The sequence below is a fragment of the Arthrobacter sp. GCM10027362 genome, assembly GCF_042679445.1.
Classification (GTDB): Bacteria; Actinomycetota; Actinomycetes; order Actinomycetales; family Micrococcaceae; genus Crystallibacter.
Genome location: NZ_JBHTML010000055.1, coordinates 1 through 22,034 on the forward strand (window position 1 = coordinate 1; position 22,034 = coordinate 22,034).

General features: G+C 69.4%; 20 protein-coding genes. 8 read left to right on the top strand and 12 right to left on the bottom strand.

Features of this window, described 5'->3' with window-relative positions; all coding sequences use genetic code 11:
* Nucleotides 1–421: winged helix-turn-helix domain-containing protein (locus ACFQ36_RS10235; RefSeq protein WP_377013247.1), on the top strand; the 421-nt coding region annotated here is incomplete at its 5' end.
* Between the two features lie 283 nt (nucleotides 422–704).
* Here the strand turns inward: ACFQ36_RS10235 and ACFQ36_RS10240 are convergent.
* From ACFQ36_RS10240 to ACFQ36_RS10255, 4 genes are read right to left on the bottom strand one after another with little or no spacing between them, the layout of a single operon-like run.
* A complete protein-coding gene (locus ACFQ36_RS10240) occupies nucleotides 705–1,289 on the bottom strand; it encodes a hypothetical protein (protein WP_377013249.1) in 585 nt (194 codons plus the stop codon).
* Between the two features lie 26 nt (nucleotides 1,290–1,315).
* Nucleotides 1,316–3,676, bottom strand: a complete 2,361-nt coding sequence (locus ACFQ36_RS10245; RefSeq protein WP_377013251.1) for a Tex family protein — start codon at nucleotides 3,674–3,676, stop codon at nucleotides 1,316–1,318.
* 5 nt (nucleotides 3,677–3,681) lie between these two features.
* Entirely contained in the window at nucleotides 3,682–3,996 is a 315-nt protein-coding gene (locus ACFQ36_RS10250) for a hypothetical protein (RefSeq protein WP_377013253.1), read from the bottom strand.
* On the bottom strand, nucleotides 3,993–4,223 hold the full coding sequence (locus tag ACFQ36_RS10255; protein WP_377013255.1) for a hypothetical protein: 231 nt from the start codon (nucleotides 4,221–4,223) through the stop codon (nucleotides 3,993–3,995). Before ACFQ36_RS10255 ends, ACFQ36_RS10250 begins: the two co-directional genes overlap by 4 nt.
* A 193-nt stretch (nucleotides 4,224–4,416) precedes the next feature.
* Between ACFQ36_RS10255 and ACFQ36_RS10260 the strand changes: the two genes are divergently transcribed.
* Nucleotides 4,417–5,817 carry an MFS transporter gene (locus ACFQ36_RS10260; protein ID WP_377013257.1) on the top strand — a complete coding sequence of 467 codons (1,401 nt, stop codon included), beginning with the start codon at nucleotides 4,417–4,419 and terminating at the stop codon, nucleotides 5,815–5,817.
* An 88-nt stretch (nucleotides 5,818–5,905) separates the two neighbouring features.
* Here the strand turns inward: ACFQ36_RS10260 and ACFQ36_RS10265 are convergent, their stop codons facing one another.
* The 8 genes from ACFQ36_RS10265 to ACFQ36_RS10300 all read right to left on the bottom strand — a co-directional run bounded on the left by ACFQ36_RS10265 (nucleotide 5,906) and on the right by ACFQ36_RS10300 (nucleotide 15,516).
* Nucleotides 5,906–6,172: a GlsB/YeaQ/YmgE family stress response membrane protein gene (locus ACFQ36_RS10265; protein WP_377013259.1), complete on the bottom strand. Its 267-nt coding sequence runs from the start codon at nucleotides 6,170–6,172 to the stop codon at nucleotides 5,906–5,908.
* A 218-nt stretch (nucleotides 6,173–6,390) separates the two neighbouring features.
* Nucleotides 6,391–8,163 (bottom strand): acetyl/propionyl/methylcrotonyl-CoA carboxylase subunit alpha, encoded by a 1,773-nt coding sequence (locus ACFQ36_RS10270; protein WP_377013261.1) that lies wholly within the window; start codon nucleotides 8,161–8,163, stop codon nucleotides 6,391–6,393.
* 176 nt (nucleotides 8,164–8,339) lie between these two features.
* Nucleotides 8,340–9,272 carry a cytochrome b/b6 domain-containing protein gene (locus ACFQ36_RS10275; protein ID WP_377013263.1) on the bottom strand — a complete coding sequence of 311 codons (933 nt, stop codon included), beginning with the start codon at nucleotides 9,270–9,272 and terminating at the stop codon, nucleotides 8,340–8,342.
* A gap of 19 nt (nucleotides 9,273–9,291) precedes the next feature.
* A complete protein-coding gene (locus ACFQ36_RS10280; RefSeq protein WP_377013265.1) occupies nucleotides 9,292–9,933 on the bottom strand; it encodes a Maf family protein in 642 nt (213 codons plus the stop codon).
* Nucleotides 9,934–10,288: 355 nt separating this feature from the next.
* A complete protein-coding gene (locus tag ACFQ36_RS10285) occupies nucleotides 10,289–11,695 on the bottom strand; it encodes a dicarboxylate/amino acid:cation symporter (RefSeq protein ID WP_377013267.1) in 1,407 nt (468 codons plus the stop codon).
* A 159-nt stretch (nucleotides 11,696–11,854) separates the two neighbouring features.
* Nucleotides 11,855–13,570 carry a DUF885 domain-containing protein gene (locus tag ACFQ36_RS10290; protein WP_377013269.1) on the bottom strand — a complete coding sequence of 572 codons (1,716 nt, stop codon included), beginning with the start codon at nucleotides 13,568–13,570 and terminating at the stop codon, nucleotides 11,855–11,857.
* Nucleotides 13,571–13,699: 129 nt separating this feature from the next.
* The gene (locus ACFQ36_RS10295) at nucleotides 13,700–13,924 is read right to left on the bottom strand and encodes an acyl-CoA carboxylase subunit epsilon (protein ID WP_377013271.1); all 225 of its coding nucleotides are present in this window, start codon (nucleotides 13,922–13,924) and stop codon (nucleotides 13,700–13,702) included.
* Nucleotides 13,921–15,516, bottom strand: coding sequence for an acyl-CoA carboxylase subunit beta (locus ACFQ36_RS10300; RefSeq protein ID WP_377013273.1), 1,596 nt, complete (start codon nucleotides 15,514–15,516; stop codon nucleotides 13,921–13,923). The genes ACFQ36_RS10295 and ACFQ36_RS10300 overlap by 4 nt, the downstream gene beginning before the upstream one ends.
* Nucleotides 15,517–15,742: 226 nt before the next feature.
* Between ACFQ36_RS10300 and ACFQ36_RS10305 the strand changes: the two genes are divergently transcribed.
* From ACFQ36_RS10305 to ACFQ36_RS10330, 6 genes are all read left to right on the top strand, one after another.
* A complete protein-coding gene (locus ACFQ36_RS10305; RefSeq protein WP_377013275.1) occupies nucleotides 15,743–16,630 on the top strand; it encodes a biotin--[acetyl-CoA-carboxylase] ligase in 888 nt (295 codons plus the stop codon).
* 63 nt (nucleotides 16,631–16,693) lie between these two features.
* Nucleotides 16,694–17,257, top strand: a complete 564-nt coding sequence (locus tag ACFQ36_RS10310; protein WP_377013277.1) for a PH domain-containing protein — start codon at nucleotides 16,694–16,696, stop codon at nucleotides 17,255–17,257.
* Nucleotides 17,258–17,388: 131 nt separating this feature from the next.
* Nucleotides 17,389–18,489, top strand: a complete 1,101-nt coding sequence (locus tag ACFQ36_RS10315; protein WP_377013283.1) for an adenylate/guanylate cyclase domain-containing protein — start codon at nucleotides 17,389–17,391, stop codon at nucleotides 18,487–18,489.
* Nucleotides 18,458–19,237, top strand: coding sequence for a PP2C family protein-serine/threonine phosphatase (locus ACFQ36_RS10320; RefSeq protein ID WP_377013278.1), 780 nt, complete (start codon nucleotides 18,458–18,460; stop codon nucleotides 19,235–19,237). The genes ACFQ36_RS10315 and ACFQ36_RS10320 overlap by 32 nt, the downstream gene beginning before the upstream one ends.
* Before the next feature lie 24 nt (nucleotides 19,238–19,261).
* Entirely contained in the window at nucleotides 19,262–21,556 is a 2,295-nt protein-coding gene (ligA, locus tag ACFQ36_RS10325) for an NAD-dependent DNA ligase LigA (RefSeq protein ID WP_377013280.1), read from the top strand.
* A gap of 135 nt (nucleotides 21,557–21,691) precedes the next feature.
* Nucleotides 21,692–22,034: amidase family protein (locus ACFQ36_RS10330; protein WP_377013282.1), on the top strand; the 343-nt coding region annotated here is incomplete at its 3' end.

Consider the following 22,034-nt stretch of genomic DNA (forward strand, 5'->3'; position numbering starts at 1 on the left):
GGCGGCCGGCCTGCCTGCGGGCGCGGCAGGAACCGCCGGCAGCCAGGCGCCGTCGCCGGGCACCGTACCCGAAGCGGCCGGGCAGCGGGACGGAATCCTCGAACACAACGGCCTGACCCTCAACCGGGGCAGCCGGCGGGCCACCATCGGCGGCGCGACAGTTGATCTGACCCGCACCGAGTTCGACCTGCTGGACGCGCTGATGGAAGGCGGCCGGGTGGTCCGCAGCAAGGCGGAGCTCGCCCGGCGGGTGAAGGTGGATTCCTATGACGGCGGCGCCTACGGTACCGCGGTGAACCTGCGCACCATCGACGTGCACATGGCCAACCTGCGGCGCAAGCTGGGCGAGGATCCGATGCTGCCGCGCTGGATCAAGACCGTGGGCGGCGTCGGCTACTGCCTGGCCCCCAGACAGGGCTGAGCCGGCAGCGCTGCTCTGGCGGGGCAGCTGCTGAACGCCCTACACCGTCAGGACCTGGATCAGGCGCCAGCCCTCGGGGACCTGGGCTTCCAGCGCGGCCTTGGCCTCGGCATAGCTCTCGCCTTCCGCCTCGAGTTCCTGCACCTGGAGCGGAGCCATTTTCCCAATTACCTTTACCACGCTTCCACCGTACTCCCGGGACAGCGCAGATTGGCTGCAGTGCCGCAGGTGGTGCTGCTCACGTCGTGGGGATCCCGGACCTGCTGCCCGGCGGGCAGGGGAACTAGCCGAGCCCCCGGTGCCGGCCGCGGCTGTTCCAGAGCAGGGTGCGTCCGCGCGAACGGGTAGGCACCTCGGTGAACGACGCCGGTGCCGGCGCGGTGATCAGCTGGGTTTCCGGCCACTGCCCGTCATCGGGAGCATCCAGCAGTTCCGGGTCCATATTGAAAATCACTGCCCAGGTGTCGATTCCGGCGGAAAACCGGGCCAGGATCCGTTCGATCAGGATCAGCTCCAGGTCGGTGCCTTCGGCGATGGGGGCCACCTTGATGTCCGCGAAGGCGATCAGCCGGTGCACCTCGCGGTCCCGCAGCACGCCGTGTTCGCCGATGGCCTCGGTAGCCGCGATGGAGGCGATGGCGTAGTCCTCGGCCATCACCTCCAGCGCGGCCTGCGGGTCGGTGGGGTGGACGAGGCAGAACTCCGTGCTCGCCAGTCCCTCGGCCGGGGCCGTCAGGTCCGAGCGTGAGAGCCTGGACCACCAGCCCTGGACCAGGCCCACGTCCGGCTCGCCGCCGCCGGCTTCAGCGATGTCGCTGGCAATGTAGCTGACGGTGAGGAATTCGTCGTCGGTTTCGAAAGGGAGCATCAGCGTCGCATTCCCGGCAGGACCGGCTACCTGCCCAGCCCGGCCCGGCTCAGGGCCTCGGCCATGGCGGTGTTGACGGGCGGCTGCTGGTTCCGGTTGCCGGGGCGGGAAGGCCGGCCGCCCTGCCCGCGCCCGGTCCGGCCGGCGGCCGGCCGCGGTGCGGCGTCGTCGTCCAGGCGCAGGGTCAGCGAAATGCGCTTGCGCTCCGGATCCGCCTCGAGGACCTTAACCTTGACCACCTGGCCGGACTTGACCACCTCGCGGGGGTCCGAGACGAATTTGTTGGACATGGCCGAAATATGCACCAGCCCGTCCTGGTGCACGCCCACGTCCACGAAGGCACCGAAGGCTGCCACATTCGTGACGGTGCCCTCCAGGATCATGCCCGGGACCAGGTCCGAGATCTTCTCCACCCCCTCGGAGAAGGACGCGGTGGTGAAGGTGGGGCGCGGGTCCCGGCCGGGCTTTTCCAGTTCGGCCATAATGTCGCGCACCGTCGGCACGCCGAAGCTCCCGTCCACGAAGGCCTGCGGATCCAGGGTGGCCAGTGAGCCCGGCGAGCCCGGCCCCTGCAGGACGTCCGCCGCGGACGCGCCGGCGGCGGCCAGGATGCGGCGGGCCACCCCGTACGCCTCGGGGTGCACGCTGGAGGCGTCGAGCGGCTCGGCGCCGCCGGTGATGCGCAGGAAGCCGGCGCACTGCTCGAAGGCCTTGGCGCCCAGCCGCGGCACCTTCTTCAGGTCCGAGCGTTTGGCGAAGGGACCGTTTTCATTGCGGTAGGCCACGATGTTCTCGCTCAGCAGCGGACCCACTCCGGCGACGCGCGCCAGCAGGGAAGGCGACGCGGTGTTCACGTCCACGCCCACGGCATTGACGCAGTCCTCGACCACCGCGTCCAGGGACCGCTCCAGCTTGGCCGCGGTGACGTCGTGCTGGTACTGGCCGACGCCGATGGACTTCGGGTCGATCTTGACCAGTTCGGCCAGCGGATCCTGCAGCCGGCGGGCGATGGACACCGCCCCGCGCAGCGACACGTCCAGGCCCGGCAGCTCGGCCGAGGCCAGCGCGGATGCCGAATAGACCGAGGCACCTGCCTCGGAAACCACCAGCTTCTGCACCTTCCGCCCGGGGCCCGGCAGGCGGATCAGCTCGGTGGCCAGTTTGTCCGTTTCGCGCGACGCGGTGCCGTTGCCGATCGCGATGAGTTCGACGCCGTGCTGCGCCACCAGGCGGGCCAGCGTGGCCAGCGCCTCGTCCCACTTCCGCGCCGGGGCGTGTGGGTAGATGGTGTCGGTGGCCACCACCTTGCCGGTGCCGTCCACGACAGCGACCTTCACACCGGTGCGCAGCCCGGGGTCCAGGCCCAGCGTGGTCCGGTTTCCGGCCGGTGCCGCCAGCAGCACGTCGCGCAGGTTGGCGGCGAAGACCCGCACCGCCTCGTCCTCGGCCGCGGCAAACAGGCGCACCCGCAGGTCGATGGCGAGCTTGACCAGGATGCGGCGCCAGCCCAGCTGGGCCGTCTGGTACAGCCAGGCATCCGCCGGCCTGCCGTTGTTGGCCACGCCGAGCCTGGCGGCAACGGCATGCTCGTAGCCGGCGCGGGCGGCCCTGAACGCCTCGGCATCGTCCGGGTCCGCCTCGACGACGGCCAGGTCCAGCACGCCTTCCTTCTCGCCGCGCAGCAGGGCGAGCACCCGGTGCGAGGGCAGTCCGTCCGGGACCTGGGCGAAATCAAAATAGTCCGCGAACTTCTGGCCCTCGGCCTCCTTGCCCGCATGCACCCGCGCGCGGACCAGGCCCTTGCCCCAGAGCCGTTCGCGCAGGTCGCTGACCAGGTCCGCGTCCTGGCTGATGCGCTCGACCAGGATGGCGCGGGCACCGGCTAGGGCGGCCGCGGCATCCGGAACCTCGTGGTCCGGGTTCAGGTACCTGGCCGCCTCGGCTTCCGGATCCAGCCCCGGGTCCGCCAGCAGGGCCTCGGCCAGCGGCTCCAGGCCGGCCTCCCGGGCGAGCTGGGCCTTGGTGCGCCGCTTGGACTTGAACGGCAGGTAGATGTCCTCGAGCCGGGCCTTGGTGTCGGCAGCGTTGATGCTGGTTTCGAGCTCGGCGGTCAGCTTGCCCTGCTCGGCCACGCTCTCCAGGATGGCGCGGCGGCGGTCTTCCAGCTCGCGCAGGTAGCGCAGCCGTTCCTCCAGTTCGCGCAGCTGGGCATCGTCCAGCGTGCCGGTGGCTTCCTTGCGGTACCGGGCGATGAACGGCACCGTGGCCCCGCCGTCGAGCAGTTCCACGGCGGCCTTGACCTGCCAGCCGGCGACGCCGAGTTCGGCGGCCAGCTGCGCGTAGACGCGGGCGTTGAGTGCTTCTTCGGCGGGGCTAGTGTCAGTCACCCGATCTATTCTGCCGCATCGGCTGCGCCATCCGGGTAATAGAAGGCGTAGTCGTCGTAGGGGTCCCGCCAGGCGGATTCATCCCGGCTGATCCGGCGCACGGCCGACGCCGGCACCCAGGCGGTGCGCATGGCGCCGTCCCGGTCCACCCACTTGACCTGGACCTCGGCGCGTGTCCAGGCGATGGCCTTGCCGTCCACGGTCTCCGGGCCGATCCCGGCCCTGACATAGGGCTCGCGGCGGTAGGGCGCGCGGGTGAGGCGGCCGGACCGTACCGCTTCGGCGCCGTCGTCGTGCCCGGCCGCAGGGCCTCCGGTCATGCGGACGCCTGCCCGGCCCCGCGCCGGCCGGTGAGCAGGAACATCGCGCAGGCAGCCAGGCAGCCGACGGACACGAAAACGGGCACGGCCGGCCGGACCGGCAGCACCGCGGCGACGATCCTGCGTACGGGAAAGCGGCGGACCAGCCGGACGGAGACCAGGCCTGCGGGCGGGGCCAAGGCGGCCGGCAGCCGGCTGGTCAGCGCGGGGCCGGAATGGGGGGTCATTCCCACATCCTCACACGGCGCCTGCGCGCCGCTGCGGTGCATCGCCCGTGATGCGCCTCACGCCTATACCAAATGTGTCCAAATAATGGAACAGATGTCCGGATTTCGGAAGGCTGGCTGTAATATCTATGCAACATCCCACCTGCCGGACCGGGCTTCCGCCTGCCCCGAGTTAGATCGAAAGCCGAACTTTATGTCCAAACCCGCACCGATTGCCAAGGATGCCCCGGCTGCTCCGGTGAACACCCGCGGCCGTGTAATCTTTGCCAGCCTTATCGGCACCACCATCGAGTTCTACGACTTCTACGCGTATGCGACCGCCTCCGTGCTGGTCTTCCCGGCGCTGTTCTTCCCGAATGCGACCAATATCAACGCGATCCTCAGCGCCTTTGCGATCTTCGGCGTGGCCTTCGTGGCCCGCCCGGTCGGTTCCGTGCTCTTCGGGCACTTCGGCGACAAGCTGGGCCGCAAGGGAACGCTGGTTGCCTCGTTGCTGACCATGGGCATCGCCACCTTCCTGATCGGCTTCCTGCCCGAGGCCACCGGTTCCTTCGTGGTGCTGGCGCCGCTGATGCTGGTTATCCTGCGCTTCGCCCAGGGCCTGGCCCTGGGCGGGGAGTGGTCCGGTGCGGCCCTGCTGGCCACCGAGAACGCCCCGGCCAACAAGCGGGCCGTCTACGGCACCTTCCCGCAGCTGGGCGCGCCGATCGGCTTCATCATCGCCAACCTGATCTTCGTGGGCCTGCAGCTGGGCCTGACCCCCGAACAGTTCATGGCTTGGGGCTGGCGCGTGCCGTTCATCCTCTCGGCCGTCATGGTGGCCGTGGGCCTGTGGGTGCGCCTGAAGCTGGTGGAGTCCGCGTCCTTCCAGAAGGTCGTCGAGCAGGAGAAGGTCGAGAAGTCCCCGTTCAAGGCGACCATGAAGAAGCACTGGCGGCCGGTCGTCGCCGGCACGTTCATCATGCTGGCCACCTACGTGCTCTTCTACCTGATGACTTCCTTTACCCTGACCTACGGCACCGCCCCGGCCACCGTCGAGCAGGCCGCGGCGGCGGCCGCGGCCAAGGGCAAGGCGTTCGATCCGGCCGCCTTCGTCCCCGGCCTGGGCATCGAGCGGCCCGAGTTCCTGGTCATGCTGATCATCGGCGTCGTCTTCTTTGGCATCTTCACGGTCCTCTCCGGGCCGCTGGCCGAGAAGTTCGGCCGGCGCAAGTTCCTGATCTGGGTTTCGCTGGGAATCCTGGTCTTTGGTGCCGCCTGGACCCTGATGTTCGGCCCGGGCAAGGGTGCCGCCATGGTGGGCCTGATCGTCGGCTTCGCCCTGATGGGCCTGACCTTCGGCCCGATGGCCTCGATCCTGCCCGAGCTCTTCCCGGCGAACGTGCGCTACACCGGCTCCGCGGTGGCCTACAACCTGTCCTCGGTGCTCGGCGCCGCCCCGGCGTCCTTCGTGGCCATTGCCCTGTGGCAGGCCGGCGGCGGCAACACCGTGTGGGTGGGCGTATACCTGGCCCTCGGGGCGGTGCTGACCTTGGTCGCGCTGTTCATGACCGCGGAGACCCGCGACAAGGACTACGAAAACAACGTGGCCTAGCGGCAGCTGCGTCCGCATGCCAAGGGCGGCACCCCGGCCGGGGTGCCGCCCTTGGCTTATGCTGCGCCTCACGCCGAGGCGGCAGGGCTTAGACGGTCCGCCGGCTGCGGGTAAAGAAGCCCCAGATCAGCAGGACGATGACGGCGCCGATGATGGCCACGATCCAAGTCTGGATGCTCCAGAACTCCTGCAGCCCGACGCCGAACAGCGCGCTGCCGATCCAGCCGCCGAGCAGCGCGCCGATGACGCCGAGGACGAGCGTGGAGAGCCAGCCGCCCGGCTGGTCGCCCGGAATGATGAGCTTCGCGATGGCGCCTGCGATGAGTCCGAGAATAAGAAATGCAATGAAACCCATGGTGCACAGCTCCTTTTCAATGGTGTTGCTATTGCCGGCCGGTACCTGGGAAATCCTCCTCGAGCGATGACTGGCGGACCAGCCGGTTACCACAAAGCATACTTACTATTGGGCCGATGGCTAGCCACGGAGTCGTAAATACTGGGTAACGGAAAGGCCCCGCAGCGGCAGCGGCGGGGCCTTTGCAGCGTTTCCGGTCCGGCGGAAACACGGGCTGTTCAGTCGGAAATGACCGCCAGCACGGTGCCGGCGGTAACGGTGTCTCCGGGCCTGGCGTTCAGGCCGGAGACCGTTCCGGACTTGTGGGCGGTCAGCGGCTGTTCCATCTTCATGGCTTCGAGGACGACGACGAGGTCCCCTTCGGAGACCGTGTCGCCGTCGTTGACGGCCACCTTGACGATGGTGCCCTGCATTGGCGAGGTCAGGTCGTCGCCGGTGGCCACGGCCGCGCCGGCCTGGCCCCCGCGGCCGCGGGGGCGCTTGGGCTTGCCGTTGGCGCGCACCGCAGTGCCCGCGCCGAGCCCGGCCGGCAGGACCACTTCGAGGCGCCTGCCGCCAACCTCCACGGTGACCCGCTGGCGCTCGGAGTCGTCGCCGGCGGCAACCGCCTCCGCGGCGTCGAACGCCGGGATGTCGTTGACGAACTCGGTCTCGATCCAGCGCGTGTGCACCTTGAACGGCCCCTCCTCGGGGGCGAAGTCCGGATCCGTGACCACGGCCCGGTGGAAGGGCAGCACCGTCGGCATGCCGCCGATCTCCATCTCGTCCAGCGCGCGCCGGGCACGCTCCAGGGCCTGTTTGCGTGTGCTGCCGGTGACGATCAGCTTGGCCAGCATCGAGTCGAAATTGCCGCCGATAACCTCGCCGGCCTCGATGCCCGAATCCACCCGGACGCCGGGACCGGCAGGCAGCCGGAGCGTCTGGACCGTGCCGGGGGCCGGCATGAAGTTGCGCCCGGGGTCTTCCCCGTTGATGCGGAACTCAAGGGAGTGGCCCCTCAGTTCCGGGTCCGGATAGCCGAGTTCCTCGCCCCTGGCCAGCCGGAACTGCTCGCGGACCAGGTCGATGCCGGTGACCTCCTCGGAGACCGGGTGCTCCACCTGCAGCCGGGTGTTGACCTCGAGGAAGGAGATGGTGCCGTCCTGGCCGACCAGGAACTCGCAGGTGCCGGCGCCCTGGTAGCCTGCCTCCCGCAGGATGGCCTTGGAGGCCGCGTACAGCCGCCGGTTCTGCTCGTCGCTGAGGAAGGGTGCCGGGGCCTCCTCGACGAGTTTCTGGTTCCGGCGCTGCAGCGAGCAGTCACGTGTGGAGATCACGACGACGTTGCCGTGCGCGTCCGCCAGGCACTGCGTCTCCACGTGCCGGGGTGCGTCCAGGAAGCGTTCGACGAAGCATTCGCCGCGGCCGAACGCCGCGGTCGCCTCGCGGACCGCCGACTCGTAGGCTTCGGCGATCTCCTCCCGGTTCCGGACCACCTTGATGCCGCGCCCGCCGCCGCCGTAGGCGGCCTTGATGGCCAGCGGCAGGCCGTGGGCGTCGGCGAAGTCCAGGACTTCCCGGACATCCCGGACCGGATCCGGGGTGCCGGGGACCAGGGGAGCCCCGACCTTCTCGGCGATGTGCCGTGCCTGGACCTTGTCGCCGAGCTTGGTGATCGCCTCGGGGGAGGGGCCGATCCAGACCAGGCCGGCGTCGATGACCTTGGCCGCGAACTCGGCGTTCTCGGAGAGGAAGCCGTAGCCGGGGTGGAGGGCGTCCGCGCCGGCGGCTTCGGCCACCTGGAGCAGCTTGTCCATCCCCAGGTAGGATTCGGCGGCGGTGCTGCCGCCGAGGGCGAACGCCTCGTCGGCCAGGCGCACATGCAGCGCGTCCCGGTCCGGATCGGCGTAGACGGCGACTGAGGCGATGCCTTCATCCCGGGCGGCGCGGATTACGCGGACCGCAATTTCACCACGGTTGGCAATGAGTACCTTGGTGATGCGTTTGGTCATTCTTTTGGCTCCTTCTATCCCATGGGAGCCTAGCGCCCTTTTGTGGTTTTCGCCCATTAATCGTGCCGTTGCGGCGTGAAGGGGTGATGATTTTTGTAGGAGTCCTACAACCGCTTGGCCCCTGGCTGCTGCCCGCAGGCCCGCAGCGGGTCCCCCGGCGCCCGCTTTTCCCGCCGTTACCGGGACACCTTGCCCGTCAGGCCGGCGACCGGACGCAGGAACAGCGGCCGGGCCAGGACCCAGGCCGCGGCCGTGACGGCCACGGAGGCGGCGAAGAGCCAGAACCCGGCCCAGCCGGCGTCGTCCCGGGCGGCGTACATGTGGTTGAGGTTGCGCAGGGCGCCGGTGGCAAAGACCAGCGCCACGTGGACGGCGGTGAATGCCACGAAGTAGATCATTACCGGGAAGTGCACGGCCCGGGCCAGCTCGATCGGGTAGAGCCGGTTCAGCCTGGCCGCGTTCTTCGGCCAGGCCGCGGACATGCGCAGCCCGGTGAGGACCGCCAGCGGGGCGGCAACGAACACGGTGGCGAAGTAGGCGAGCAGCTGCAGGGCGTTGTAGTTGACCCACCCGTTTTCGGTCGGCCAGTCCAGCGAGGCGTACTGCAGGGCGGTCGAGAGCGCGTTCGGGATGACGTCCCAGCCCGTGGGTACGATGCGCATCCACTGGCCGGTGGCGAGGAGCAGGACGATGAAGACGGCCCCGTTGAGGACCCAGAGGGCGTCCAGGGTCAGGTGGAACCATAGGTCCAGGCTGATTTTCTGCGGCTTGCCCCGGGTCCGGAGCAGGCCGGTGTTGTTCCGGGTCCAGTATGCCTTGGGCCGGGCGGTGGTGCGCACCTGCCAGCCGGTGCGGACGATCAGCACGAGGAAGAAGGCATTGAGGAAGTGCTGCCAGCCCAGCCAGGCCGGCAGCCCCGCCGGCACCCCCGCCGGCAGCGCGGCGTGGCCGGGATACTGCGCCAGGAATTCCTGGACGCCGGGCAGTGTCCGGGCCCATTTGGCCAGCAGCACCAGGGCCAGCAGCGCCATGACCGCTATGGCCGCTGCGGCGGCGGGCCTGAACCACCTGCTCCGGGCGGTTGCGGACGAGCTCGACGATCCGGGCATCACGTACGTCCCCCTGCCTCTACTGTTCCCACAAATCGGTTATCGACACGTGCGCGCTGGCCAGCAGCTTCCGCAGCGTGGAGACGGAGAGTCCGACCACGGCGAGCGGGTCCCCGTCGACGCGTTCAATGAAGGCGCCGCCGCGGGAATCGATGGTGAAGGAGCCGGCCACCTGCAGCGGTTCTCCGGTGGCGATGTAGGCGTCGATCTCGGCGTCGGTGAGCTGCGCGAAGTACACGCCGGCGGACGCGACCGCTCCGATGGTGGCGCCCGAACCGGCGTCGGAGCCGTCCTTCGGTTCGGTATCCCGGCAGTCCACCAGCCAGTGCCCGGTATGCAGGACACCGTGGCGCCCGCTCATGCGCCGGATCCGCTCCCGGGCCACGTCCGCATCATGCGGCTTGCCGTGCGGCTGGCCGTCGAGCTCGAAGACCGAGTCGCAGCCAAGCACCAGGGCGCCCTCGGCCTCCGGCAGCGCCGCCACCGCCTCGGCCTTGGCCCGGGCCAGCAGCAGCGCCGTGTCGTGCGGGTCGCTGATCCCGTAGCGGGCGACGACGGCATCCTCGTCCACGTCGGAGACCACGGTGGTATGCGCGATGTGCGCCTCCCGGAGGAGCTTGGCGCGGGCGGGGGAGGCGGAGGCAAGAATCAGTCGGGTCACGGGATACAAGCGTAGCGGCAGGGGCCCGGCCCGGGCTTGCAGGCGGTGGGAGGGCGCGGGGTGTTGCGGGGCGGGGGAACCGCGGGCGGTAGGGGCAGCGCCCGTGGCCAAGTTGTGATCCGGCCGTAATGAAATGATGACCTGTCAACTAATTGCCGGGGGCGGCCGTAGGATTGCCCGCGTAACGTCCCGCCTGGTTGGCGGTGCGTGCCCTGCCGGCACAATCGTCCATCCGGCGGGAGGCAGGGCCGGTGCACTGTTGGGGGATGCATCGGCCCTGCCCGCTTAACCTGCGCGCTTAAACGGCAGCGGTCCCGGCGCCGGCGCCGGGACCGCTGCTTGGCCGGGAGGCAGGTCAGGCCCGCGCGGCAGCCAGCTCCGCGCCGTCGTCGGCCACGGAGGCATCCGCTGCGTCGTCAGCGAAGGGCTCCGTGGTCCGGCGGGCGTTGTAGAGCGAGGTGTCCAGGATGCCCTGCCGCTTGGCGACAATGGTCGGGACCAGGGTCTGTCCGGCCACGTTGACGGCGGTGCGGCCCATGTCCAGGATCGGGTCGATGGCCAGCAGCAGGCCCACGCCCTCCAGCGGCAGGCCCAGGGTGGACAGCGTCAGGGTCAGCATGACGGTGGCCCCGGTGGTGCCGGCCGTGGCCGCCGAGCCCAGCACCGAGACGACGACGATCAGCAGGTAGTCAATGAAGTCCAGCTGCACGCCGAAGAACTGCGCCACGAAGATGGCGGCTACGGCCGGGTAAATGGAAGCGCAGCCGTCCATCTTGGTGGTCGAACCCAGCGGCGCCGCGAACGAGGCGTAGGCGCGCGGAACGCCGAGGTTGCGTTCGGTCACCCGCTGGGTCAGCGGCAGCGTGCCCATCGAGGAGCGCGAGACGAAGGCCAGCTGGATCGCCGGCCAGGCGCCGGAGAACCACTGCCGGACGGAGAGGCCGTGGCTCCTGGCCAGCACCGGGTAGACCACGAACAGCACCAGGGCCAGGCCCGCGTAGACGGATACGGTAAACATGCCCAGGGAACCGATGGTATCCCAGCCGTAGGTGGCCACGGCCTTGCCGATCAGGCCGACGGTGCCGATCGGGGCAATCCGGATGATCCACCACAGCACCTTCTGGATCACGGCCAGCGCGGAGGCGTTCAGGGCCAGGAACGGCTCGGCCGGCTTGCCCAGCTTCAGTGCGGCAATGCCGACGGCGATGGCGATGACCAGGATCTGCAGCACGTTGAAGCCCACACTGGTGGTGAGCGCGCCGGTGTCCGCCGTCTTGGTCACGGCCTCGAGGCCCAGGAAGTTGGACGGGATCAGGCCGGTGAGGAAGGCCCACCAGTCACCCGTTTTGCCGCTGTACTCGGCCGGGGCCGTGGGGGCGTCCGTGGCGCCCGGGCGCAGCGCCACGCCCAGGCCGATGCCGATCAGCACGCTGATGAAGGCGGTGATGGCAAACCAGAGCAGGGTCTGCCAGGCCAGCCGGGCCGCGTTGGAGACGGCGCGCAGGTTCGCCACGGAGCTGACGACGGCGGTGAAGATCAGCGGGGCGACGGCGGCCTTGAGCAGCGAGACATAGCTGGCGCCGATGGTGGTCAGGGTCTGGGTAAGCCAGTTGGCCTGTCCCTCGGCGGGTTCGCCCATGGACCTGGCCCACAAGCCGAGAAGCAGGCCGGCCACGAGGGCGGCGATGATCTGGGGGCCGAACGAACGGGCCCAGCCGGGCACTTTCCTGCCGGCCTTCGGTGCGGTGGTAGCTGTAGTCACTCCACGACCGTAGGTTGTTGCCCATAGCAGGCAAAGCCAGTATTGAGAAATGTTGCGTCCGGGCTGCGGCTTGGGCGGCTGCTGTGGTGCCGGAATTCCCCGCAATGAGCAGGGAGTCCGCGATTATTCCCGCTGCGAGTGTGACGAAACCCCTACGGTTCAGGCGCCGAGCAGGGCACGGCGCAGCGTGTCCAGCCCCACCGAGCCCAGGTTCAGCGCCTTGGTGTGGAAGGCCTTGATGTCGAAGCCGTCCGGATCGCGGCGGCGCAGCTCGTCCCGGATCTGCTCCCAGAGGCGCTGGCCCAGCTTGTAGGACGGCGCCTGGCCGGGCCAGCCGAGGTAGCGGGTGAACTCGAACTTGAGCTGGCCCTCGCTGATCGCGATGTTCCGGCGCAGGAAGTCGTACCCCTTCCCGGGTGTCCAGGTGCCCGTGCCCCAGCGGGGCGGGACCTCGAGTTCCAGGTGCACGCCGATGTCGAAAACCACGCGTGCGGCGCGCATCCGCTGTGCGTCGAGCATCCCCATCCGGTCCCCGGGATCGGCGAGGAAGCCCAGCTCGTCCATCAGCCGCTCGGCGTAGAGCGCCCAGCCTTCGCCATGGCCCGACACCCAGCAGATATTGCGGCGCCACTCGTTCAGCGTGTCGCGGCGGTAGGTCGCCGTGGCGATCTGCAGGTGGTGCCCTGGTACGCCCTCGTGATAGACGGTGGTGGTTTCCTTCCACGTGGCGAAGGAGTCCTCGCCCTCCGGCACGGACCACCACATGCGCCCGGGTCGGGAGAAGTCTTCCGAGGGACCGGTGTAGTAGATGCCGCCCTCGTGGGTGGGGGCGATCAGGCACTCGAGCCGGCGCATCGGCTCGTGGATCTCGAAGTGGGTGCCGGCCAAGGCTGCGATGGCCGAATCGGAGAGCTCCTGCATCCACGCCTGCAGCGCGCCGGTGCCGTGCAGCCGGCGGGACTCGTCGGCATCGAGCAGCGCCATGGCTTCCTCGATGCCCGCGCCGGGCCGGATCTGCCGCGCCACGGCCTCCTGCTCGGCGATGACGCGGTCCAGTTCCTCCACGCCCCACCGGTAGGTCTCCTCGAGGTCGATGGCGGCGCCGAGGAACTGCCGGGACAGCAGGGCGTACCGTTCGCGCCCCACCGCGTCCTTCTCCGGTGCGGCCGGCAGCAGCTCGTCACGCAGGAAGGCCGCCAGCGACAGATACGCCTCGGAAGCCGTCTGCGCCGCGGCGGCAAGGGCAGCGCGCAGCTGCTGCGGCAGTTCGCCGTCGTCGGTCCGGGCGCCGGCGGCGAAGGTGCGGAAGAAGCCGTCGTCGGCCGCGTACGCGGCGGTTTGCCCGATCACCGTCTCCACCTGCCGGGCCGCGGCGACCAGGCCGCGGTCCCGGGCCGTGCGCAGGGAGGCGATGTAGCCGTCGACGGCCCCCGGGACGTTGGCCATCCGTCCGGCGATGTGCTCCCAGTCCCTGGCGGTGGCGGTGGGCATCAGGTCGAAAACGGCGCGGATGCCCTGGGCCGGCGAGGCGATGTTGTTCAGCTCGGCCAGCTTCCAGCCGGTGCCATGGATTTCCAGGTCCAGGCCCAGCCGCTCGCGCATCGCGTCCAGCGTCACGCGGTCCACGTCGTCGGCCGGTTCCAGGCCGTCCAGCTGCGCCAGGGCCTGCCGGGCGGCCGCGGCGAAGGCGTCCAGGCCGGCAGGGGAATAGTCGTCGTACTCTGTTTCCCGGCCGGGAATGCCCAGGCTGGTGGCGAGCGTGGGGCTCAGTTCCAGCAGCCGCTGCGCATAGGCGTTGGCGGCGGTGTCGATGGCGGAGGGTATCCGGGTTGCGGCCGGCGTGCTGGACGTGGTTTCCGTTGGCTGGTTGCTCACGCGTCGAGCTTACCCCGGACGGTTCCGCGGGCCCCGGCGCGAGCGTGCCAGCGGATCATCCACGCGGATACCGGCATGCCGCTGTTCCTTGGAACCGTTGCGGACCCGCGCGGGTAAACGCCGGGGCGGCTAACGGAAGGTGTGCCGCCAGGCGCCGGGGCCGAACGGCACCACCGGGCGCAGCAGCTCGCGGCGGCGCGGGTTCCGGCGCCGGCCGCCGGACCCGGCACTTTCGTGCGCGGCGGACTGCAGCGACAGCACGACGGCGGTCAAGGCAGCCAGCTCGTCCGGTGCCGGGTTGCCCTTCGCCACCGTCAGCAGCGGGATTTGCCGGTCCTGGGGATTCGTGGTCATAGCGGGATGTTTCCGTGTTTCTTGTGCGGCATGGTGGCGCGCTTGTCGCGCAGGGCCCGCAGGCCGCGGACAATCTGCACCCTGGTGTCGGACGGGGCGATCACCGCGTCCACGTAGCCCAGCTCGGCGGCCTGGTAGGGGTTGAGCAGTTCCTCCTCGTACCGGGCGATAATCTCCCGGCGGCGGGCTTCCACATCCCCGCCCTCTGCCTCGACGGCGGCCAGCTCGCGGCGGTACAGGATGTTGACCGCGCCCTGGGCGCCCATCACGCCGATCTGCGCGGTGGGCCAGGCCAGGTTCAGGTCCGCGCCCAGCTTCTTGGAGCCCATGACGATGTAGGCGCCGCCGTAGGCCTTGCGGGTAATCACCGTCAGCTTCGGCACGGTGGCCTCGGCGTAGGCATAGAGCAGCTTGGCACCGCGCCGGATGATGCCGTTGAACTCCTGGTCCTTGCCGGGCAGGAAGCCCGGCACGTCCACCAGGGTCAGGATCGGGATGTTGAACGCGTCGCAGTGGCGCACGAAGCGCGCGGCCTTCTCCGAGGCGTTGATGTCCAGGGTGCCGGCGAACTGCATCGGCTGGTTGGCCACCACGCCCACGGTCGCACCTTCCACGCGGCCGTAGCCGATGATGACGTTCGGGGCGTACAGGGCCTGCATTTCCAGGAAATGGCCGTCGTCGACGATCTGCTCGATGACGGTGCGCATGTTGTAGGGCTGGTTCGCCGAGTCCGGGATGAGTTCGTCCAGCAGCAGGTCCCCGGGGCCGACCTCGAGGTCCTCGTCGAAGCCCGTCCGGGGCGCCTCGGACAGGTTGTTGGACGGCAGGAACTCCAGCAGTTCGCGGACGAACTCGATGGCGTCCGCCTCGTCCGCGGCCAGGTACGTGGCCGTGCCGGTGGTGGCATTGTGCTGGCGGGCTCCGCCGAGGGTCTCCATGTCCACTTCCTCGCCGGTGACGGTCTTGATCACATCCGGCCCGGTAATGAACATGTGCGAGGTCTTGTCCACCATGACCACATAGTCGGTCAGGGCGGGCGAGTATGCGGCGCCGCCGGCGCACGGGCCCATGATCAGCGAGATCTGCGGGACCACCCCCGAGGCGGCCACGTTGTTGCGGAAAATATCCGCGAACATGGCCAGCGAGGCCACGCCTTCCTGGATGCGCGCGCCGCCGCCGTCGTTGATGCCGATCACCGGGCAGCCGTTGCGCAGGGCGAACTCCTGCACCTTGACGATCTTTTCGCCGTTGACCTGGCTCAGCGACCCCCCGTAGACGGAGAAGTCCTGGCTGTACAGGGCCACCAGGCGGCCGTCCACGGTGCCGTAGCCGGAGACGACGCCGTCCCCGAGCGGCTTCTTCTTCTCCATGCCGAAGGCGGTGGAGCGGTGGGTGGCGAAGGCATCGAATTCCACGAAGGAGCCTTCGTCCACCAGCAGGCCGATCCGTTCGCGGGCGGTATGCTTGCCGCGGGCGTGCTGTTTTTCGACGGCCTCGGGACCTGAGGGCTCCAGGGACCGTGCCTGGCGGCGGCGGAAGTCCGCGATCTTGCCGGCGGTGCTCTGAAGATCAAGTTCTTGATCGAGGCTCATAAATTCTCCGGATTCTGCAAGTGGCATGGGGCGGGGCGGGCACCGGAGGTTAAGTAGGTTCCGTACAAATTTCCCGATGGCCCAGACGCCGCAGCTCCCAGTCTAGTGAGGATGGGCGGGACATCCGCTGTAGAAATCCTACAATTTCCCCGTCGGAGCTTTTGCCGGAGGTCCTGCGGCTGTGTCGGGGGTGTCCGGCAGGGCCGTGCTCAGTAGGATGGATTCCATGAGCCCGAGTTTTCCCGACGTCGACCGCCCCGCCCTGGACCTGGACGGGCTGAGCGACGCCGTCTGCGCGCCGCTGGGGTCGTACCGGCGGCTGGAGTTGGTCGAGTCCACCGGTTCCACCAATGCGGATCTGGCTGCCAAGGCGGGTGCGGACAAGGTCGGCTGGTCGGACTTGAGCGTCCTGGCCGCCGAAGAGCAGACCGCCGGCAAGGGCCGGCTGGACCGCGCGTGGACGGCCCCGGCCCGGTCCTCGGTGATCGTCAGCGTGCTGCTGCGTCCGCACAACCGTGCCGGCATGCCCCTGCCGACGCAGACCTATGGCTGGTGCTCGCTGGTTGCCGCGCTGTCCCTGGCCGAAGCGCTCGGCGACCACGCCCGCCTCGACGCCAAGGTGAAGTGGCCCAATGATGTGATGGTCAACGGCAAGAAGATTTCCGGGATCCTGGCGCAAATGGTGACGTACCCGGACGGCACGCCGCCCGCCGTCGTCGTCGGAACCGGACTGAACGTCACACTCGGGCAGGACGAGCTGCCGGTGCCCACGGCCACTTCGGTGCTGCTGGAGAAGGGCGCGACGACGGACCGCACCGTGCTGCTGATGTCCTACCTGCGCATCTTTGCGCAGCGCTACCGCCAGTTCTGCGATGTCAACGGCAAGGCGGACGCCGAATGGCCCGACGGCACCAGCCTGGCCTCCCGGCTGCAGAAGGTGATGGTCACCCTGGGCCAGCAGGTGCGCGCCCAGCTGCCCGGCGGTTCGGAGATCGTGGGCGAGGCCGTGGGGCTGGACAGCTACGGGGCGCTGCGGGTCCGGGCCGGGGACGGAACCGAGCATGTGGTGGCCGCCGGCGACGTCGTGCACCTGCGCCCCGACGAGGGATCCTGATTTGCCGGTTGGTTCCGTGGGCCGCGGGCGCATCCCGGCTGCCGGTCGCGCGCGGAGGCGGCGGTGCGCCTGAAGCTTGAGCCGGGGGAGCAGGTCATCGTGGTCACGCACCCGCAGGCGCGCACCTTGTTCTGGCCGTTCCTGGCGCTGCTGCTGGTGCTGCTGGCCGGCGGTTTCTGCTCCGGCCGGATCACCCGCGAGCAGCACATCGCCTGGGTGGCCGAGTGGCAGACCCTGCTGCAGGCCGCGGTGCTGGTGGCGGCGGGCGTGCTGGCCCTGCGGATGTTCGCGATGCCGCTGCTGCGCTGGTGGTCCACCCTGTATGTGCTGACCAACCGGCGGCTGCTGGTCAGGCGGGGCTGGGGCCGGCGCAGCGAGCAGGAGGCCCGGCTCTCGGCGATCCACGAGGTCCACCTTGAACAGACGCTGCTGCAGCGGATGCTGCGCAGCGGAAACCTGCGCGCCGAGGCCGGGCCCGGCCGGTTCGCCTGGCTCCAGGACGTGCCCGAGGTGCATCGTTTCCGCGCGCTGGTGGCCCGGGCCGTCGAGGAGGTGCCGGCGGACAGGTCCGACGGGCCGGGCGGGGGCAGCCACCCGGGCCGGGACACAGGTTTCTACACTGGGTAGAAGATGGCGGAAGGCCGGATAGATTAATGGCAGCTGGAGCGGAACGGCAGAAGGGGTGGCAGGTGTTGAGCAGCGGCGGACAGGAAGAACGGCCTGGAGACGTCAGGGAACCGGAGCCGATGACCCTGTCCATGCCCCGGATCATTCCGAAGGAGGAGCTGGCGGCCGTCCGTGAGGACCTGAGCGAGGATCCGAATCCGGAGCAGGTGGACCGGCAGGCCGTGCGCGACCTGGAGGTGCGGCTGCTCGGTGCCGAGCGCTCCCTGAAGCGCCGCGAGGTGGCCGCCGCCGCCGGAGTCTCGCTGCTCTCGGCCCGCAAGCTCTGGCGGGCCCTGGGCTTTGCCAACCTGGGCGACGACGACGTGGCCTTCACGCCCGCGGACATCGAGGCGCTGACCACCATCATCGACCTGGTGCGCGAGGAGCGGCTCACCGAGGAGGCGGCCATCTCCATCACCCGGTCCATCGGCCAGATGACCGACCGCATGGTGGTGTGGCAGGTCGAGGCGGTGGTGGAGGAAATGGTGCACCAGCTGGGCATCACCGATGCGCAGGCGCGCAAGCGGCTGGTCACCGAGCTGCCGAACCTGATCGACCCGCTCGAACGCGTGCTGCTGTATTCCTACCGCCGCCAGCTCAACGCCGCGGTGTCCCGGCTGACGGTGCGGGCCGAGGCCGGGCTGGGGGTCAAGGCAGGGGAGGACGACGACGGTTCGCTGCCGCTGCTGCGCGCCGTCGGCTTCGCGGACCTGGTCTCCTACACCAGCCTGTCCCGGCAGATGAACGAGAAGACGCTCGCGCAGCTGGTCCAGCGCTTCGAACACCGGTGCGCGGAAATCATCTCCGTGGGCGGCGGCCGGCTGGTCAAGACCATCGGCGACGAAGTGCTGTTCATCGCCTCGACGCCGCAGGCCGGTGCCGAGATATCGTTGGCCCTGGCCAAGGCGATCGGCGACGACGACCTGCTGCCCTCGGCCCGGGTGGCCATGGTCTGGGGCGGCATCCTCTCCCGGCTGGGGGACATTTACGGGCCCACGGTCAACCTCGCCGCCCGGCTTACCGCCCTGGCCGAGCCCGGCACGGTGCTGCTGGATTCCAGCACCGCCGCCACGCTGGCCGGGGACGAACGGTTCGTGCTCATGCCGCAGAAGGTGCGCACCGTGCGCGGTTTCGGCGAAATCCATCCGGTGACGCTGGCCCATGGCCGCGGGACCGGTCTGGTGGTGGACTAGGCATATGGCATCCATCCGGTTGACGGTCGGGCAAGGCACCGATCGCGGGCTGCGCAGGCAGCTGAACGAAGATTCCCTGCTCGTGGCGCCGCCGCTGTTCGCCGTGGCGGACGGCATGGGCGGCCACGAGGCCGGCGAGGTCGCCAGCCGGATCTGCGTCGAAACCCTGCTCTCTGATATTGCCGGCCGGACGGTCAACGGTGTCCACGCCGTGTCGGCCATCAACCGGGACGAGCTGCGGCGGCTGATCGCTGCCGCGGACCGGCGGATCAGGAAGGCTGCGGACTCCCGGGCCGGCACCACCCTCAGCGGAGTCGCACTCGTGGAGGAAAACGGCAAGCCCAGCTGGCTGGTGTTCAACGTGGGGGACTCGCGGACCTACCGGTTCAGCCACGGCAGGCTCGAGCAGATCACCAGGGACCATTCCGAGGTCCAGGAGCTGCTGGACCTCGGCCGCATCACGGCGCAGCAGGCGCTGGTGCACCCGCGGCGCAACGTCGTCACCCGCGCCCTGGGCACCGGCGAAGACGGGGAGCCGGACTTCTGGCTGCTTCCGGTGGAGGCCGGGGACCGGGTGCTGATCTGCACCGACGGGCTCACCAGCGAGGTCAGCGACGACCACCTGCATGCCATCCTGGCGGCGCTGGCCCATCCGCAGGACGTGGTGGATTCGCTGATCCAGGCCGCGCTGCGCTCGGGCGGGCGGGACAACATCACGCTGGTGGTCATTGACGCGTCGGAGGAGTAGCGGACAACGACCGGTGCCTGGCCGATGCGGCAAGATAGAGGCGTGAGCACAGCCCAGATCAAGCCCGAAGACACAGAGCAGGCCGGCCCGGCCGAAGTACGGCAGCCGGAGCAGTTGCCCGGCGAGGACGTGCGCCAGGAATACGACCGCCTGGTGGACGAGGTCCGGCGCCACCGCTACGCCTACTACAACGAGGATGCCCCGCTCATTTCCGACGCCGAGTACGACGCGCTGTACCGGCATTTGGAAGAGCTTGAAGCGCTGCATCCGGAACTGGTGGCCAATGATTCGCCCACCCAGGAGGTGGGCGGCGAGGTGTCCGCGGCCTTTACGCCGGTGCGCCACCTGCAGCGGATGTACAGCCTGGAGGATGTCTTCTCCCTCGGGGAGCTCCAGGCCTGGATCGAGCGGGCCACCGCGTCCGTGCAGAAGCTCGGCGGGGGCCGGCAGCTGCGCTGGCTTAGCGAGGTCAAGATCGACGGGCTCGCCGTGAACCTGCTCTACCGCGACGGCGAGCTGGTCCGGGCCGCCACCCGCGGCGACGGGATCACCGGCGAGGACATCACCCACAATGCGCTGACCATCAAGGATATTCCCACCCGGCTGGCCGGCGGCACCGTCCCCGCGGAAGTGGAAATCCGCGGGGAGGTCTTCATCGCCTCGCAGGGTTTCCTCGAGCTCAACGAGAAGATGGTGGCCGAGGGCAAGGCCCCGTTCGCCAACCCCCGCAATGCCGCGGCCGGCTCGCTGCGCCAGAAGGACCCGGCGGTGACGGCCCGGCGGCCGCTGAGCATGTTCGTCCACGGGATCGGCGCCAGGGAAGGACTGACGGCAGCGAGCCAGTCCGAAACCTATGCCCTGCTGCGCGACTGGGGGCTGCCGGTCAGCCCGTACTTCCAGGTGCTGCACAGCTATGAGGAGATCCTGGACTTCATCGGACACTACGGGCAGCACCGGCACGACCTGCTGCACGAGATCGACGGCATCGTGATCAAGGTGGATGACTTCGAGCTCCAGCGCGCCCTGGGCCATACCTCCCGGGTGCCGCGCTGGGCCGTGGCCTACAAGTACCCGCCGGAGGAGGTCCACACCAAGCTGCTGGACATCCGGGTCAACGTCGGGCGCACCGGCAGGGTGACTCCCTTCGGCGTGATGGAACCCGTGAAGGTGGCCGGATCCACGGTGGAAATGGCCACGCTGCACAACCAGGACGTGGTCAAGGCCAAGGGCGTCATGATCGGGGACATCGTGGTGCTGCGCAAGGCCGGGGACGTTATTCCGGAAATCGTGGGGCCCGTCATGGCCCTGCGGGACGCACAGGATCCACCGGTGCGCGAATTCGTGATGCCGGCCGAGTGCCCGTCCTGCGGCACCCCGCTGGCCCCGGGCAAGGAGGGCGATGTGGACCTGCGCTGTCCCAATGCCCGGTCCTGCCCGGCGCAGCTGACCCAGCGGGTGGCGCACCTGGCCGGCCGCGGGGCCTTCGACATTGAGGCCCTGGGCGAGGAGGCGGCCATGGCGCTGACCTCCGGGCCGGGGCCGGACCCTGCGGAGAACGGCGGCGTCATCCGGCCCTCGGGTCCGGGCGTGCTGACCACGGAGGCGCAGATTTTCGACCTGGCCGCCAGCCACCCCGATCCGGCGCTGCGCGAGCGGCTCGCGGAGGTGAAGGTCTGGCGGGAGAAACGTTCCAAGGGCGTCGGCACCGGTGCGTTCGAACTGGTGCCGTACTTCTACACCAAACCCACCGCCCGGAAGCCCTCGGTGCCTACCGCCAACACCAACAAGCTCTTCGAGGAGCTGGACAAGGCCAAGTCCCAGCCGCTCTGGCGCGTGCTGGTGGCCCTGTCCATCCGCCATGTCGGCCCGACCGCCTCGCGGGCGCTGGCCAGGGCGTTCCGTTCGATGGATGCCATCCGTGCCGCCTCCGAGGAACAGCTTGCCGAGGTGGACGGGGTGGGGCCGACCATCGCCGCCTCCCTGACCGAGTGGTTCGGCGTGGACTGGCACCTCGAGATCCTGGACCGGTGGAAGGAGGCCGGGGTATGGATGGCGGACGAGGTGGATGGAAATATGCCCCGCACGCTGGAGGGCCTGACCGTGGTGGTCACCGGCACGCTGCCTGATTTCAGCCGGGACGAGGCGAAGGAGGCCATTATCGCCCGCGGCGGGAAGGCTGCCGGGTCAGTCTCGAAGAACACCAGCTATGTCGTGGCGGGCGAGAACGCCGGCTCCAAGTTGGACAAGGCCGAACAGCTGGGCATTCCGGTGCTGGACGAGGCCGGCTTCCGCAAGTTGCTGGAAACCGGCAGGGCCTGAGGATCTGCCGGAGAATAGCTAAGCGTTGCCAGGGAGTCAACTGGAGGTATTCCGGAAGGTAGCGGAGCAAGAAATGTGAGGTACACCGCGCGCCGGTTCGATGTCCGGGGGCGTGCGGTCCATCACTATGGAAGGATGACACACAGCACGCCTTCACCCGTTCCTGCGCCCGCCGCCGTCCCCGATGCGGCGGACCTGACCCTAACGGAGGCCGCGGAACATCTGCGGACGGGGCAGCTGGATGCGGGTGCCTACCTCGGGGCGCTGGCCGAACGCCGGGAGTGGGCCGCGAAGCTGGGGGTGCTGATCCATGACAATTTCCCGGCCCTGCTCGAATCCGCCGCCGGGGCCGCGGCCGTGCCGGGGAACGCGGGGCCGCTGGCCGGCATCCCGCTGGTCCTCAAGGACGTCATCGACACGGCGGACATGCCCACCACCGGCGGCACGCCCGCGCTGAAAGGGCACCGCCCGGCCGCCG